Consider the following 13,387-nt stretch of genomic DNA (forward strand, 5'->3'; position numbering starts at 1 on the left):
TGCCGATCAAGGAGATTGCCACCATGCTCGCCATTTCGCTGCCCGAAGACCTTGATGCCCGTTTGGAGGCGCTCGCCCGGACCACCGGCCAGAGCAAGGCCGCGCTGGTTGAAGAGGCGATTGCCGCGCAGATCGAAGACCTGGAACATGCCGCGCGAGACAAGGCATCTTTTGAGAGATGGCTGATGACCGAGGGTGTCGCGGCCTACGACCGGCTCAAGGCTGATCCCGACAGTGCTCTGAGTGTAGATGAGGTGCGGGCGCGGTTGAGCGAGAAACGCGCCGGGCGTGCTTCGCGTTGAGCTACGGTTTGCGCTTCGCACCTGAGGCTCTGGACCAGTTACAAGCCCTGGAAGACTACATTGCCCAAGCTTCGTCCGCCAGCCGAGCCGCCGCATATGTCAATGCGATTGTCGATTATTGCCAGCAGCTAAAGACCTTTCCTCATCGTGGAACGGTCCGCGTCGATTTGCGAGCGGGACTGCGCATAATCGGTTTCCGGAGACGAGTGACAATCCTTTTTGAAGTTAGCGACGGCACCGTCACCATCATCGGAATCTACTACGGTGGTCGACAGTATGAGCCCCGCTCGCGGGGTGAAGATCAAGGCGGCGATTTCTGACGCTGATCGATCACGTCGACGCATACGCTGACGCATTTCCGCCTCACTCCATGCCGGCGCATGGATTGCGCTTCATCTCTTAGTGGGAGCCGGGCATCCTCCGATGACCTTTAGCCCCACAGTTCCGGCCGCATCCAGGCCTCGGGCAAAACGAGGATCCCGGACAGATCCTCGTCTGCGCCATCAAGCCTCTGCCATTGCCAAGCCGCCACCCATTCGGCAGGGAGCGTATAAGGCGGCGTCACCCGGCTTGCCGGACGGAAACCGGAGCGGCTGTAATAGGCGGGGTCTCCGAGCACCAAAACTTCGGCGACGCCCTCGGCCTTCAGTCGCGCCAGACCCTCGGCGATCAGGGCCTTGCCGATCCCTTTGCGCTGGTGCATGGGCTGCACGGCGAGTGGCCCGAGCAGGGCGACGGTCTCGTCGGCAGTCTCAAGCCGTGCGCGGGTGAAAAGAATATGGCCGATCAGCCTGTCGTCGAGATGGGCAGAGAGCGAGAGGACGGCCGGGTCGGCGAGCAGGGCTTCGACCAGCGGCACCAGATCCTCTCGCGGAAAGGCGGCGGCATTGAGGTGAGGGATGTGAGGGAGGTCCGCAGGCAGCGTTTCGCCCCGGGTGAAGCTCAGCGTCATGTGCTTTTCTCCGGTGAAGGATGCACACCTAGGTCCTCCGAAGCTCCGCGACAAGCCCATGATAGGTCTGGGTGGGGCAGCGGGCGAATCCCCCACATCCCCCTTGAGAAGGAGATCGCCGCAAAGCGCCGGATGAGCGTGACCCTGAGTGTTCGACGTCGTCAAGTGAAGCCAAACGCGGCATCTTGGTTACCCCACCCCGGAGCTGCGCTCCGACCCTCCCCCTCAAGAGGAGGATGTTGGCTGCGGTGATTGTCGTCGCCATTCAATTGAATTACACTGCCACCTTGGGAGCCCGGTATGACCAACGCACTCGTTCAGACACGCATCGATCCCGATATCCGCGACCGCGCGGCCGCTGTGCTGGAGAGCATGGGGCTGACTGTGTCCGATGCAGTGCGCATTCTGCTGACACGCACCGCCAATGAAGGTGTTCTCCCGATCCAGCTCCTCTCGGATCCCGCCGTTCATGATGCCTGGTTCCGCGCCAAGGTGCGCGAAGCGCTGGAGGATGTGCGCGATGATGTCCAGGATGACGCTGTAGAAAAGCTCACGGATGTCCAAAGAGTTCAGTCGTCTGCAACTGCCCGTTCCGACGTTTGGCTGCGCGTTGATGAACGTGAAGACGTATTGGGATCGCTGGAAGCTTGCAAAACCTTCCTGGAGGATCTTCGGTTCAAGCCCTTAAACTGGAAATACCTCGTCATCTGCCTTCACAACGCGCTACAGGGAGCTTTAGTCTGTCATTTGAACGGCACAGCCGGCGTGGGTGCACTCGATCAGAGATCCGTCGACAGACAGCTGGAGTGGCATGAGCGAGATCGTGAGCGCCATATTGCTGGTAAGCCAAAGAATATCTCGGATCCGTTTCCGTCGTCCCGTCTCGCTGACATGAAGACGCTTTTCTCTCGGGTTCAAACCAGGGACGAGATGACGGAGTTGGGAGCGGGTCAACCAATAGAGATTTCGGCTAGCGAAAAGCATGCTTTTGAGCTGCTTCATGAACTCCGAAATCGTTTTGTCCACTTTGAGCCAGCGGGATGGTCGATCGAGTTGGCCGGCTTACCGCGAATGGCGGTGGAAATTGTTACCTTGATTGGAAGAATTGCAGCCGATCCTTGGCCGTTCTGGCATTTGCCCGACGCGAGACGTGTTCACTTGAAGAACCTTATTGACTCTCTTCGCACGGATTTTTCAGCTCTCGAAAACTAATTGGCATCGCCGCCCTTGACCCTCCCATGATGGGAAGGTCCATCTATCATGGCGGAGGTGACCGCTATGAATATGCAGTCCAGGCCAGATCTGGCCAACAACAAGAATGAAACCATCCTTTTGCCTGTCGAGGGCATGACCTGCGCCTCCTGTGTGCGGCGGGTGGAAAAGGCCGTGGCGGCGGTGCCGGGGGTCGAGGCGAGCGCGGTGAATTTCGCGACCGAGACCCTGTCGGTGACGCCCGGCAAGGGCTTTACGGCAGGCGCCCTGCTCGAAGCGATCGACAAGGCCGGCTATGAGGCCAAGGCCGAGACGTTGGTGCTCGAGGTCGAGGACATGACCTGCGCCTCCTGCGTGTCGCGGGTCGAGAAGGCCTTGAAATCGGTGCCGTCGGTCGAGACGGCAAGCGTCAATCTCGCGACCGGCGAGGCAATCGTGAAGGTGCTGGGCGGGGCATTGGCCCTGCCGGCGCTCACCGCAGCCGTGGCCAAGGCGGGGTATGCTGTCCGGCTTGTCGGTGCTTCAGCGGAGGAAGCCGCTGCCGCAGGCGGGCAGGGCGCCAGCGGCCACGCCGGCACTGGTGACGCGGCGATGTCAGCGGATCAGGCTGTCTCTGGAGGCCAGACGCTTGATGGCCGCGAGGCGCGGCGGGAGAAGGAGATCTCCGGGCTGAAGCGTGATTTCCTGATTGCCTTCGTGATGACACTGCCGCTCTTCGTCATGGAAATGGGCGGGCATATTTATCCGCCGCTGCATCATGTGCTGATGGATCTTTTCCCCGGCAACAGTCTGTATCTCCTGCAGTTTGCGCTGGCGACGGCGGTTCTGGCCGGTCCCGGGCGGCGCTTTTATCTGAAAGGCTTTCCAGCACTCTGGCGTCTTGCCCCCGACATGAACGCGCTGGTTGCGATCGGTACCGGGGCCGCCTATCTCTATTCCGTCGTGACCACCTTTGCGCCCGAAATCCTGCCCGTCGATGCCCGGCATGTCTATTACGAGGCGGCGACCGTCATCGTCTCGCTGATCCTGCTCGGCCGGCTTCTGGAAGCGCGCGCCAAGGGCCGGACGGGGGCGGCGATCCGCAAGCTCGCGGGTCTGCAGGCGAAGACGGCCCGGGTCGAACGTGAGGGTGAGACACGCGATGTGCCGCTCTCCGAGGTGAGGCTCGGCGATGTCGTCGTCGTGCGTCCTGGTGAGCGTATTCCGGTCGATGGCCGGGTGATCGACGGGGCAAGCGCCGTCGACGAGGCGATGATCTCGGGCGAGCCGATCCCGGTCGAAAAAGGGCCGGGCGCCACCGTCATCGGCGGAACGGTCAACGGTTCGGGGAGCTTCCGCTTCGAGGCGACAGGCATCGGCGCCGACATGATGCTGTCGCGCATCATCCGCATGGTCCAGGAGGCGCAAGGGGCAAAGCTTCCGATCCAGAAGCTGGTCGACGAGGTGACGGCCTGGTTCGTGCCCGCAGTCATCGGCATCGCGGTTGTGACTTTGTTCCTATGGCTGATCGTCGGGCCGGAGCCCGCTTATACCCATGGGCTCGTGGCGGCAGTGGCCGTGCTGATCATTGCCTGCCCTTGTGCCATGGGGCTGGCCACGCCCACCTCGATCATGGTCGGAACGGGGCGCGCCGCCGAACTCGGCGTGCTCTTTCGCAAGGGCGAGGCGCTACAGAGCCTCGGCCAGATCGACTGGGTTGTCATGGACAAGACCGGCACGATCACGGCCGGAAAGCCCGAAGTGAGCGAGATCGTGACGGCAGAGGGGTTCGACGAGGCCGAGGTGCTGCGCCTGACCGCGAGCCTCGAGGCGCGCTCGGAGCACCCGCTGGCGGATGCCATCGTGCGGGCGGCTGAGGCGCGCGGGATGGCGCTGTCTGCCGTGGAGAATGTCGAGGCGGTGGCTGGGTTTGGCGTGACCGGGATGGTCGAGGGCAGGCGGGTAGCTGCCGGGGCTGACCGGTTCATGGTGAAGCTCGGGGTGATGCCACACGGTCTCTCCCCCCTTGTGGGGGAGATGGCCGGCAGGCCAGAGGGGGACTTTGTTTCGGGCTCTTTGCCAGCTCAAAGACCCCTCCCCAACCCCTCCCCAAAGGGGGGAGGGGCTGTCTCCGCCGCCAGCCTGCAGGCTGCCGTCACCCGTCTTGCCGACGAGGGCGCAAGTCCGCTTTACGTCGCCATCGACGGCAAGCTCGCAGCGGCAATTGCGGTTGCCGATCCGATCAAGGAGACGAGTGAACAGGCGATTGCAGCCCTGAAGGCTCGAGGTCTGAAGCTTGTCATGGTGACCGGCGACAACAGGCGCACCGCCGAGGCCGTGGCGAATAAAGCCGGCATCGATGCGGTGGTCGCCGAAGTGCTGCCGGAGGGAAAGGTGAGCGCGATCAAGGACCTGCAGGCGAAAGGTGAGAAGGTCGCCTTTGTCGGCGACGGCATCAATGATGCGCCGGCACTGGCAACGGCCGATGCCGGCATTGCGATTGGCACCGGCACGGATGTGGCAATCGAAAGCGCCGATGTCGTGCTGGTCGGCGGTGACCTGATGGGCGCGCTGCATGCGATCGAGCTCTCGGACAAGGTGATGGGCAATATCCGCCAGAACCTGTTCTGGGCCTTCGGCTACAATGTCGCGCTGATCCCGGTTGCGGCCGGGCTGCTCTATCCGCTCTTCGGCGTGACCTTTTCGCCGATGCTGGGGGCGGCGGCCATGGGGCTTTCGAGCGTGTTCGTGTTGTCGAATGCGCTGCGGTTGCGGACCGCGAAGGTGACGGGGTGAGGAGACACTCTCCCCCCTTGTGGGGGAGATGTCGGCGAAGCCGACAGAGGGGGGCGATCTGGGGTATGCTTTGGCGGAAGACGGCATGTGTTGCACCCCCCCTCTGTCCTGCCGGACATCTCCCCCACAAGGGGGGAGAGCGGATTGCGGGGGAGGCCGCTGCTCCGCCCTGTCTTCCAACGCATGGGGGGCGCGTCTCCCCCACCGAGGGGGAGAGGAACTGAGGGGGCGGCGACGAAAGGAGAAACGACCATGACGATGAATATCGGTGAAGCCTCGCATGCCTCGGGCGTGTCGGCCAAGATGATCCGCTATTATGAGGAGATCGGGCTGATTGCGCCGGCGGGCCGCACGGCCTCGAATTATCGGGTCTATGACGCCGACAGCGTCAACCGGCTGCGCTTCGTGCGGCGCTCGCGCAGCCTCGGCTTTTCGCTCGAGGAGACCGAGCGGCTGTTGAAGCTCTGGGACGACAAGGAGCGCGCGAGTGCCGAGGTGAAGGCCTTGGCGCTTGCCCATGTCGAGGAGCTGGAAGGAAAGATCGCGGAAATGCAGGCGATGCGCGACACGCTCGCCCATCTCGCCGAGCGCTGCCACGGAGACGACAGGCCGAACTGCCCGATCCTCGCCGATCTTGAGGGCAGACCGCTGCGGCAAAAGACCGCCGCCAAGGATGAGGGCGGCAACTGCTGCGGGGATTGACCTTGCCCCCATGGGAAGGTGCAGAAAGAGACTGGAAGCGACGGCTCGACGCTGCCGGCAAATGGAAAGGACAAGACGATGATCGGACAGACGATTTTCAAGATCGAGGACATGACCTGCGGGCACTGCGAGAAGACTGTGGTCAAGGCGCTGGCGGAGGTCTTGCCGGGCAAGGCTGTGACCATTGATCTCGCCGCCCGCAAGGCCTTCGTTGAGGGCGATGCGGCTCTCGCCGAAGAGGCGATCCGCGAGGCGGGCTATACGCCGGTGCGGGAAATGTGAGGCAGTAGGGAGTAGGCAGTAGCCAGTAGGCAATAGGGCCAGGGGGGAGAGAAGAGCGAGAAACGGTTGACGTCATCCGCTGGAAAGAATGCAGATCTCTCTGCCTACTGCCTACTGCCTACTGCCTACTGCCTACTCTCCCTTGCAAAGCTCTCAAACCTCAATATATATGTAGTATCGTATATATCTTGGAGACGCCGCCATGAGCAAGGACTACATCGCCATCACCCGGGATATCTCGAACGGGATCAAGACCTTGCGCAAGGACATTCCGGATGTGATGCAGGGCTTTTCGGCCATGGCCGGTGCGGCGACCAAGGACGGGGCGCTGTCGAAAAAGGTCAAGGAACTGGTGGCGCTCGGCATTGCGATCTCCACTCGCTGTGACGGCTGCATCGGGTTTCACACCGAAGCGCTGATCAAGCTCGGTTGCACCAAGGCAGAATTCGAGGAGACGCTGGGGCTTGCAGTCTACATGGGCGGTGGCCCGTCGCTGATGTATGCCGGCGACGCCATGGCTGCCTGGGAGCAGTTCGGCGGACCGGAGGCCTGAGGCAGGCGCAAGCTGGGCCCGAGCCGGGGCGAAACCGGGCGCGACGTCGCCGGGTCGCGGCCCAAAAAATGCCGGACTTGCTTCGTTTTGCGCGTTCTAAATTAGCGAAAAATTTGCAGCACTCCGTCATGCTGATCTCAGATGCGGCGCCACTCGCGCGTCGCCAGGGAGCAATGGCCAGGGCATGCAGACGGAGACGGGCGCGAAAGGGCGGTTGAACTGGCTGCTGCGCATGGCCCCCGAGGTGGAACGGGCCGAGGAACGGGATTTCGGCGCCGAGCGCATCCGGCATCTGCGCCATGCGATCATCGTCGGCCTGATCGTCTACAACATCTACAATCTCACCAGCCTGCACCTGATGGCCGACATCCAGCCGTTCACGGTTGCCATGCGCCTCTTCGTGCTGGTGCCGGGCTCGCTGGCGATCTTCTACCTCGTGCCGCGCGTGCCGCCGGCGCTGCGCGAACTGCTCCTGCTCGGCGGCATGTTCGTCGCAAGCCTCCTGCCGCTCTATCTGCTCTACATCTCGCAATCGGCCTATGCGACCTATACGCTGGGCGAATTGCCGCTCGTCCTGCTCTTCGGCAACATGTTGCTGGTGCTACGTTTTCGCCTTGCCCTGATCTTCACCGCCGTCACCTGCCTGACGGCGCTCTTCGTCATTCACGCCAAGCCGGGTCTGGACGAGAACCTGATCTTTCCGCTGACCGTGCAGGTGGTGACCGGTCTCTTCTTCACGCTCTACGGCAACTGGCATGTCGAGAGACAGCGCTGTCTCACCTATCTCGCCCGCTACGACGCGCAGAACCGCGCTGACCTTGCGGAACGCCGCGGCGACCAGTTGCGCGATCTGACGCTCACCGACATGCTGACCGGGATTGCCAACCGCCGGCATCTCGACGAAACGCTCGGCACCTGGCTCGCAGCGCCGGGCGCCGTGCTGCTGCTGATGGTCGATGTCGATCACTTCAAGGCCTTCAACGACCGCTTCGGCCATGTGGCGGGCGACGATTGCCTGCGCCGCATCGCCTCCGCCCTTGCCACCTTCGCCGCCCGCCATGACGGCTTTGTCGCCCGCTATGGCGGCGAGGAATTCACCCTGCTGTTTGCCGTCGACGCCGAGACCGGCGGCGCGTTTCTGGCCGACCGGCTGGTGCGAACCGTGCGCGAGCTTTCAATCCCGCATCCGGCCCGCGCCGACGGGCTGGCCCATGTCACGGTGTCGGTCGGCTATGCCGGGACCGGCGAGGGCGGCGTTCGGGAAGCGCGCGATCTGGTGACACGGGCGGATCTGGCGCTGTATGAGGCGAAGAGTGCGGGGCGGAACAGGTCGAAGGCGGGGTGAGGGCGCGTGAGGTGGTGCCTACGTCAAATAGGAAAATAATCCTTGACACCGTGACGGTCGTCGGATAGGGTTTGTGCATGATCGGAAAGCTGTGGCCTTGGGGGCCAGGGTGATCCGGAGAGGTTTGGAAAGGGTCCGCTTGGCGGGCCCTTCGTTCGTTTCGGAGGCGGCCATGCTGGGCGAGGATCGATGCGGGGATCTCGAGGCGCTGCCTGACGTGATCGAGGTGAAGGCGGCAGGCGCTGGCGATCTGGAGCATTTGCTCCAGGAATTCACCATCGAAATGCGTGCCCAGTTCGACCTGTTTCGCCGCTTAAGGGCAGGCGCCGAGAGCCTAATCGACGGGGCCGACGAGGCACTGGCGAAACTGGCGCGCGCCGACATCAAGGCGGCGACCGATGCGATTGCGCTGATCGTGCGCACGCTGGAAAAGATCGATGCACTGTTGCGCCAGCTGGAGCGCGACCGGCTGGATGCGGAGGAACGTCTGCTCGAGGCGCGCGATCCGGAGATTTTGCGCGGCGAGGTGGAGGCTCTGATCGTAGCCAGGGTCGAGGCGGCGGTGGCCGAGCGGCTGGAGAGCGCGGTGGCGGCGAGGCTGGCAGAGGTTGCAGGATTGGCCGAGGGGCGGGGGCCGCCGTGAGTGGGATTGACCGAAGCTTTCGAGGCCTAATGATGAACAAGGCTTGCCAACGGAACCGATCCCCTCACTTGCGAAATCTGAAGTTTAGGCGGCTTGCGCTCGCCTAAGCCTTCGATTTCGCTCTCTCCCCCACAGAGGGGGGAGAGGGAGCTCGGGGCTGGCGGCGGCGACCCCTCTCCCATCTGTGGGAGAGGTTACAAAATCGACGGCTTGGCCCGGTCAGGGCTAAACCTCAGATTTTGTTGGTGAGGGGATCGGTTCTGTTGGCACCGGATCAAACGGATGCTTCGAGACCCGCCAAACGCGGGCACCTCAGCATGAGGGCCACCGAGAAGGCTCAAATTGTTTTGCATGACCGCCCAAGGAGACTGCCGATGACGCCGAAATCCCCGGGGCGGCGGACGAGGGATCGGGCGGCGAAGAATGTGCGGGCTGTATCCGCCATGATCGGGCAGGCCGCGGTGGAAGCCGAGGCGCTGGCCGGGATTGGCAAGAGAACCACGGCCGCTCTGGAGACTGTTGCCACGACGGTGACGCCCGAGACCTGGGCGGCGGCGGGGCTTGATGCTTCGGAGGCAGTGGTAAGGCATCGGATGCTGGACGTGCGGGTGGCGGCAAGGGCGGTGAGGTATGGCGACGGTGTCGCCGTCCGCCCTGAGGGAGCACTCGACCTCGCGCGGCTCTCACCTTGTGATCTTGCCTTTCTCGCCCGCGACTGGCCGCTTCTGGCGCGGCCCGAGCAATTGCCGCCGGAGGGGGATTGGCGCAACTGGCTGATCCTCGGCGGACGTGGATCCGGCAAGACGCGGGCAGGCGCCGAATGGGTGCAGGCGCAGGTGATCGCCGCGGGCAAGCGGACGGATCTGCGCATTGCGCTGGTGGCGGAGACGCTCGGCGATGCGCGCGAGGTGATGATCGACGGGGCCTCGGGGCTTTCAAGGATTGCGAGACGCATGCGGCCGGAGGTGGAGATTTCCAGGCGACGGCTGGTCTGGCCGAACGGGGCGATCGCGCAGATCTTTTCCTCGGAAGACCCCGAAAGCCTGCGTGGGCCGCAGTTTCATCTCGCCTGGTGCGACGAGCTGGCGAAGTGGAAACATGCCGACGAGACCTTCGACATGCTGCAGTTTGCGCTGAGATTGGGTGATGATCCGCGCCAGGTGGTTACGACGACGCCGCGGCCGGTGCCGCTTCTGAAGCGGCTGATGGCGGATGAGGGAACGGCGCTGACGAGGATGGCGACGGCGGCCAATGCGAGGCATCTGGCGCCGGGATTTCTGGCGGCGCTGTCCGCCCGTTATGGCGGGACAAGACTGGGGCGCCAGGAGCTCTATGGCGAACTGATCGAGGACCGGGCGGACGGCTTGTGGAAGCGGACGCGGCTCGACGAGATCGTGGTGAAATTGGCCGAACCCTTGCGGCGCATCGTGGTGGCAGTCGATCCGCCGGCGGGCGGGGTCTCCGCCTGTTGCGGCATTGTAGTGGCGGGTCTGAAGGAGAACGGCCAGGCGGTGGTGCTCTCCGATTGTTCGGTCGAGGGCACCGGCCCAGCCGGCTGGGCGCGGGCGGTGGTGTCGGCTTATCGGCGCTTCGAGGCCGACCGGGTGGTGGCCGAGGTGAACCAGGGCGGTGACATGGTGCGTGCCGTGCTCGAGGGTATCGAGGCGCGGCTGCCGGTCACGACGGTCCGAGCCACGCGCGGCAAGTTCCTGCGCGCCGAGCCGGTGGCGGCTCTCTATGAGCAGGGGCGGGTGCTGCATGCGGGGCGGTTTACCGAGCTTGAGGATCAGATGTGTGATTTCGGTCCGGAGGGATTGTCGAATGGGCGCTCGCCGGACCGGCTGGATGCGCTGGTCTGGGCGCTGACGGCGCTGATGCTGGAGGGTGGTGGCGAGCCGCGGATCCGGGGGGTGTGAGGTCCCTCATGCTGAGGTGTTGTTACGATGCAGGGACCGCGGAAATTGCTTCGAGTTGTGCCGACTGAACTGATCCCCTCACTTGCGAAATCTGAAGTTTAGGCGGCTTACGCTCGCCTAAGCCTTCGATTTCGCTTTCTCCCCCACAGCGGGGGGAGAGGGAGCTCAGGGCTGGCGGCTGCGACACCTCTCCCCTTTGTGGGAGAGGTTACAAAATCGAGGGCTTAGCCCGATCAGGGCTAAACCTCAGATTTTGTTGGTGAGGGGATCGGTTCAACTGCCACCCTCACCCACCCGCATTTTGCAGCTCCGAAAGGATATGCCGGCAGACGTCATCGAGATGCTCCAGCACTTCGTCGTTCCAGAAACGCAGGATGCGGAAACCTTCGGCGCGGAAGAGGGCGTCGCGGCCGATGTCGTGGGCGCTGTCGCCGTGCTGCCCGCCGTCGACTTCGACGATGAGTTTCGCTTCGAAGCATACGAAATCGAGGATGTAGCCGCGGAGCGGCACCTGGCGGCGGAACTTTGCGCCGCCGAGCTGGCGGTCGCGGAGTGCCCGCCAGAGCATGGCTTCGGGTGTGGTAGGGTCGGCGCGCATTTGTCGTGCGCGGGCTTGGGCGAGGGGTTTCGGTTCGTAGCGCATGAACTGACCCTTTGGATGGGGGAAGTATGCGCTTTTGGGTTGTGTTTTCAAGTTATCAGTAGGGTTGTGCCTGTGTAACCGAACCCTCGCTTGCGAAATCTGAAGTTTAGGCGGCTTACGCTCGCCTAAGCCTTCGATTTCGCTTTCTCCCCCCACAGCGGGGGAGAGGGAGCGCAGGGCTGGCGGCTGCGACACCTCTCCCCTTTGTGGGAGAGGTTACAAAATCGAGGGCTTAGCCCGATCAGGGCCAAACCTCAGATTTTGTTGGTGAGGGGATCGGTTCAGTAGGCATCCAAAACGAAAAACCGGCACCCTCTCGAGCGCCGGTTTCACACTGCAATGCGGTGGATCGGTTTACTTCGCAGCCGTTGCGGGGGCTGCCGGCTGGCGGACCTGGCGCCATTCGTTTTCGAGGCGCTGCAGGACATGGGCCGGGATCGTTGCCGGCGCGGCGGTCTTGGTCGAAGTGTTCGTCTGCATCTCTTCCCTCCTCGGGTTTGGAAGTCTGGCCTCCAAACGTGTCTGTGGGGCGAAAGTTCCACAGCGTTAAACCTTTGTAAATATGAACGGAACGAGCTCTAAACGATTGAAATTTCTTCAATCGTTTTAATTCTGAACTTTTTTTTGTCGGCGCTGCCCCCACAGAGGCGAGGCGTTGCGCCGTTTTCCCCGACATCGAGGATTTCATCATGCGGATCGACCGGCGAATCGTCTTCGCGGGGCTGCGCAATGCCGTGTTCGGCGGGCGGCTGTCTCAAGGGCAGGTGGATGGCGTGGAGGCGGTGCTGCCGCGGTTTTCGGCGCGCGGCTGGGGCGATCCGCGCTGGCTCGCCTATATGCTGGCGACCGCGCATCACGAGACCGGCGGCACCATGCAGGCGGTGCGCGAGACCTTTGCGCCCGACGATGAGGAAGCCGTCAACCGGCTGGAACGGGCCTGGCGGGCGGGGAAGCTGCCGACGGTGTCGACGCCCTATTGGCGCCGCGATGCAGCGGGCCGGAGCTATTATGGACGCGGTCTGGTGCAGATCACCCATCGCGAGAATTACGCGAAGATGAGCCGGGTGACGGGCCTCGACCTCGTCGCCGAACCGGATCTGGCGCTGAGGCTCGACGTGTCCGCGACCATTCTGGTGGTCGGCATGACCGAGGGGCTGTTTTCGGGGGCCAGGCTTTCCGACTTCTTTTCAGGCACGAAAGCCGACTGGACGGGCGCGCGCAAGATCGTCAACGGCACCGACCGGGCGAAGAAGATCGGGGTGACGGCGCGGACCTTCGACGCGGCAATCAGGGCGGGGCTGGTGGTGTGAGTGAGACGGGCGAGGCGGCGCATTGAGCGGAAGGCGGCGCGATGCTATCGGCTCTTGCGTTGCAACAGGTTGAGGGTGCCCCATGATCCGCCACATCGTCTTCTTCACCGTGAGCCCCGAAAATCTGGAGGCCGTCAGGGCGGGGCTGTCGATCCTGACGGAAATCCCCAGCGCGAAACGGCTGGAGATCGGCACGAATGTGAAGACCGACGGCTTTCACCGCAGCATCGACCTCGTCGTCTATGGCGAATTCGAGGACGAGGCAGCACTCGCCGCCTACAAGGCACATCCGCTGTATGAAGAGAGCATCCGGCGTGTGAAGCCGCTGCGCGAGGAGCGGTTTGCGGCGGATTATGTGGTGGAGGATGCGGTGACAGGGCGGGTGTGAGAGCTCAGCGGCTCTGACGCCGGCGCAGCAGAAGGTAGATCCCGGCAAGGATCGACACGCCGAGCAAAAACAGGCCGGCCTGATTGAAGAAACCGCTGGTCGCGGTGATGTCCATCATGGTGCTTCCTCAAGGTCCGCGAGAAATGTTCGTGCCCACAAATGCAATATAACGCCGAATGCAGAAAATCCCAAGACGGCTAGCGGGCTAAGCGTTCTCGGATCCGTCACGATCGCATTGATCGTCGGCGTCAGCACACCGATCGCCACCATTGTCGTCCCGCATGTATTCACGAAGTTCGCTGTCAGCTTCTGGGTCTCGTTTCGGATGAGAACCGTCAGACCGTCTCTTGGCGCGTTCATCTGC

General features: G+C 63.2%; 14 protein-coding genes and 1 pseudogene. 12 read left to right on the forward strand and 3 right to left on the reverse strand.

The window, feature by feature from the left end; genetic code table 11:
* The first annotated feature begins 23 nt into the window (after window positions 1-23).
* Both QWE_RS16270 and QWE_RS16275 read left to right on the forward strand, forming a co-directional pair.
* Window positions 24-302 (forward strand): ribbon-helix-helix protein, CopG family, encoded by a 279-nt coding sequence (locus QWE_RS16270; protein WP_006727252.1) that lies wholly within the window; start codon window positions 24-26, stop codon window positions 300-302.
* Complete coding sequence (locus tag QWE_RS16275) at window positions 299-622, forward strand: type II toxin-antitoxin system RelE/ParE family toxin (RefSeq protein WP_006727253.1); 324 nt, start codon at window positions 299-301, stop codon at window positions 620-622. Before QWE_RS16270 ends, QWE_RS16275 begins: the two co-directional genes overlap by 4 nt.
* A 110-nt stretch (window positions 623-732) precedes the next feature.
* Here QWE_RS16275 and QWE_RS16280 read toward each other — a convergent pair whose 3' ends face one another.
* Entirely contained in the window at window positions 733-1,254 is a 522-nt protein-coding gene (locus QWE_RS16280) for a GNAT family N-acetyltransferase (RefSeq protein WP_006727254.1), read from the reverse strand.
* A 300-nt stretch (window positions 1,255-1,554) separates the two neighbouring features.
* Between QWE_RS16280 and QWE_RS25795 the strand changes: the two are divergent.
* From QWE_RS25795 to QWE_RS16320, 8 genes and pseudogenes are all read left to right on the forward strand, one after another.
* Window positions 1,555-1,800 (forward strand): annotated as a pseudogene (locus QWE_RS25795) (type II toxin-antitoxin system RelB/DinJ family antitoxin); the annotation flags it as partial.
* A 732-nt stretch (window positions 1,801-2,532) separates the two neighbouring features.
* Entirely contained in the window at window positions 2,533-5,241 is a 2,709-nt protein-coding gene (locus QWE_RS16290; RefSeq protein ID WP_006727256.1) for a heavy metal translocating P-type ATPase, read from the forward strand.
* A gap of 258 nt (window positions 5,242-5,499) precedes the next feature.
* Entirely contained in the window at window positions 5,500-5,943 is a 444-nt protein-coding gene (cueR, locus tag QWE_RS16295) for a Cu(I)-responsive transcriptional regulator (protein WP_052018222.1), read from the forward strand.
* A 78-nt stretch (window positions 5,944-6,021) separates the two neighbouring features.
* Entirely contained in the window at window positions 6,022-6,225 is a 204-nt protein-coding gene (locus tag QWE_RS16300) for a heavy-metal-associated domain-containing protein (protein ID WP_040300537.1), read from the forward strand.
* Window positions 6,226-6,427: 202 nt separating this feature from the next.
* Complete coding sequence (locus QWE_RS16305; RefSeq protein ID WP_006727259.1) at window positions 6,428-6,778, forward strand: carboxymuconolactone decarboxylase family protein; 351 nt, start codon at window positions 6,428-6,430, stop codon at window positions 6,776-6,778.
* A 184-nt stretch (window positions 6,779-6,962) separates the two neighbouring features.
* Window positions 6,963-8,123: a GGDEF domain-containing protein gene (locus tag QWE_RS16310; RefSeq protein WP_006727260.1), complete on the forward strand. Its 1,161-nt coding sequence runs from the start codon at window positions 6,963-6,965 to the stop codon at window positions 8,121-8,123.
* A gap of 172 nt (window positions 8,124-8,295) precedes the next feature.
* On the forward strand, window positions 8,296-8,766 hold the full coding sequence (locus QWE_RS16315) for a hypothetical protein (protein WP_006727261.1): 471 nt from the start codon (window positions 8,296-8,298) through the stop codon (window positions 8,764-8,766).
* Window positions 8,767-9,209: 443 nt separating this feature from the next.
* Window positions 9,210-10,682 (forward strand): DNA-packaging protein, encoded by a 1,473-nt coding sequence (locus QWE_RS16320; RefSeq protein WP_006727262.1) that lies wholly within the window; start codon window positions 9,210-9,212, stop codon window positions 10,680-10,682.
* A gap of 286 nt (window positions 10,683-10,968) precedes the next feature.
* On the opposite strand, the gene QWE_RS16325 is transcribed toward QWE_RS16320, so the two are convergent.
* Together QWE_RS16325 and QWE_RS25920 are read right to left on the reverse strand one after the other, a co-directional pair.
* Window positions 10,969-11,325, reverse strand: a complete 357-nt coding sequence (locus QWE_RS16325) for an endonuclease domain-containing protein (RefSeq protein WP_006727263.1) — start codon at window positions 11,323-11,325, stop codon at window positions 10,969-10,971.
* Between the two features lie 354 nt (window positions 11,326-11,679).
* Window positions 11,680-11,805: a hypothetical protein gene (locus QWE_RS25920; protein ID WP_256367279.1), complete on the reverse strand. Its 126-nt coding sequence runs from the start codon at window positions 11,803-11,805 to the stop codon at window positions 11,680-11,682.
* Between the two features lie 209 nt (window positions 11,806-12,014).
* On the opposite strand from QWE_RS25920, the gene QWE_RS16330 reads away from it, so the two are divergent.
* Complete coding sequence (locus QWE_RS16330; protein ID WP_006727264.1) at window positions 12,015-12,635, forward strand: glycoside hydrolase family 19 protein; 621 nt, start codon at window positions 12,015-12,017, stop codon at window positions 12,633-12,635.
* Between the two features lie 82 nt (window positions 12,636-12,717).
* Window positions 12,718-13,023, forward strand: coding sequence for a Dabb family protein (locus QWE_RS16335; protein WP_006727265.1), 306 nt, complete (start codon window positions 12,718-12,720; stop codon window positions 13,021-13,023).
* Window positions 13,024-13,387: the final 364 nt, after the last annotated feature.

Origin of the sequence: Agrobacterium albertimagni AOL15 (genome assembly GCF_000300855.1) — a bacterium.
GTDB classification, from domain to species: domain Bacteria; phylum Pseudomonadota; class Alphaproteobacteria; order Rhizobiales; family Rhizobiaceae; genus Allorhizobium; species Allorhizobium albertimagni.

Coding starts and splice junctions, on each gene's coding strand:
- QWE_RS16320 (WP_006727262.1), top strand. CDS start 9,210: ATGATCGGGCAGGCCGCGGTGGAAGCCGAGGCGCTGGCCGGGATTGGC.
- QWE_RS16330 (WP_006727264.1), top strand. CDS start 12,015: ATGCGGATCGACCGGCGAATCGTCTTCGCGGGGCTGCGCAATGCCGTG.
- QWE_RS25920 (WP_256367279.1), bottom strand. CDS start 11,805: ATGCAGACGAACACTTCGACCAAGACCGCCGCGCCGGCAACGATCCCG.
- QWE_RS16335 (WP_006727265.1), top strand. CDS start 12,718: ATGATCCGCCACATCGTCTTCTTCACCGTGAGCCCCGAAAATCTGGAG.
- QWE_RS16315 (WP_006727261.1), top strand. CDS start 8,296: ATGCTGGGCGAGGATCGATGCGGGGATCTCGAGGCGCTGCCTGACGTG.
- QWE_RS16290 (WP_006727256.1), top strand. CDS start 2,533: ATGAATATGCAGTCCAGGCCAGATCTGGCCAACAACAAGAATGAAACC.
- QWE_RS16280 (WP_006727254.1), bottom strand. CDS start 1,254: ATGACGCTGAGCTTCACCCGGGGCGAAACGCTGCCTGCGGACCTCCCT.
- cueR (WP_052018222.1), top strand. CDS start 5,500: ATGAATATCGGTGAAGCCTCGCATGCCTCGGGCGTGTCGGCCAAGATG.
- QWE_RS16270 (WP_006727252.1), top strand. CDS start 24: ATGCTCGCCATTTCGCTGCCCGAAGACCTTGATGCCCGTTTGGAGGCG.
- QWE_RS16300 (WP_040300537.1), top strand. CDS start 6,022: ATGATCGGACAGACGATTTTCAAGATCGAGGACATGACCTGCGGGCAC.
- QWE_RS16325 (WP_006727263.1), bottom strand. CDS start 11,325: ATGCGCTACGAACCGAAACCCCTCGCCCAAGCCCGCGCACGACAAATG.
- QWE_RS16310 (WP_006727260.1), top strand. CDS start 6,963: ATGCAGACGGAGACGGGCGCGAAAGGGCGGTTGAACTGGCTGCTGCGC.
- QWE_RS16305 (WP_006727259.1), top strand. CDS start 6,428: ATGAGCAAGGACTACATCGCCATCACCCGGGATATCTCGAACGGGATC.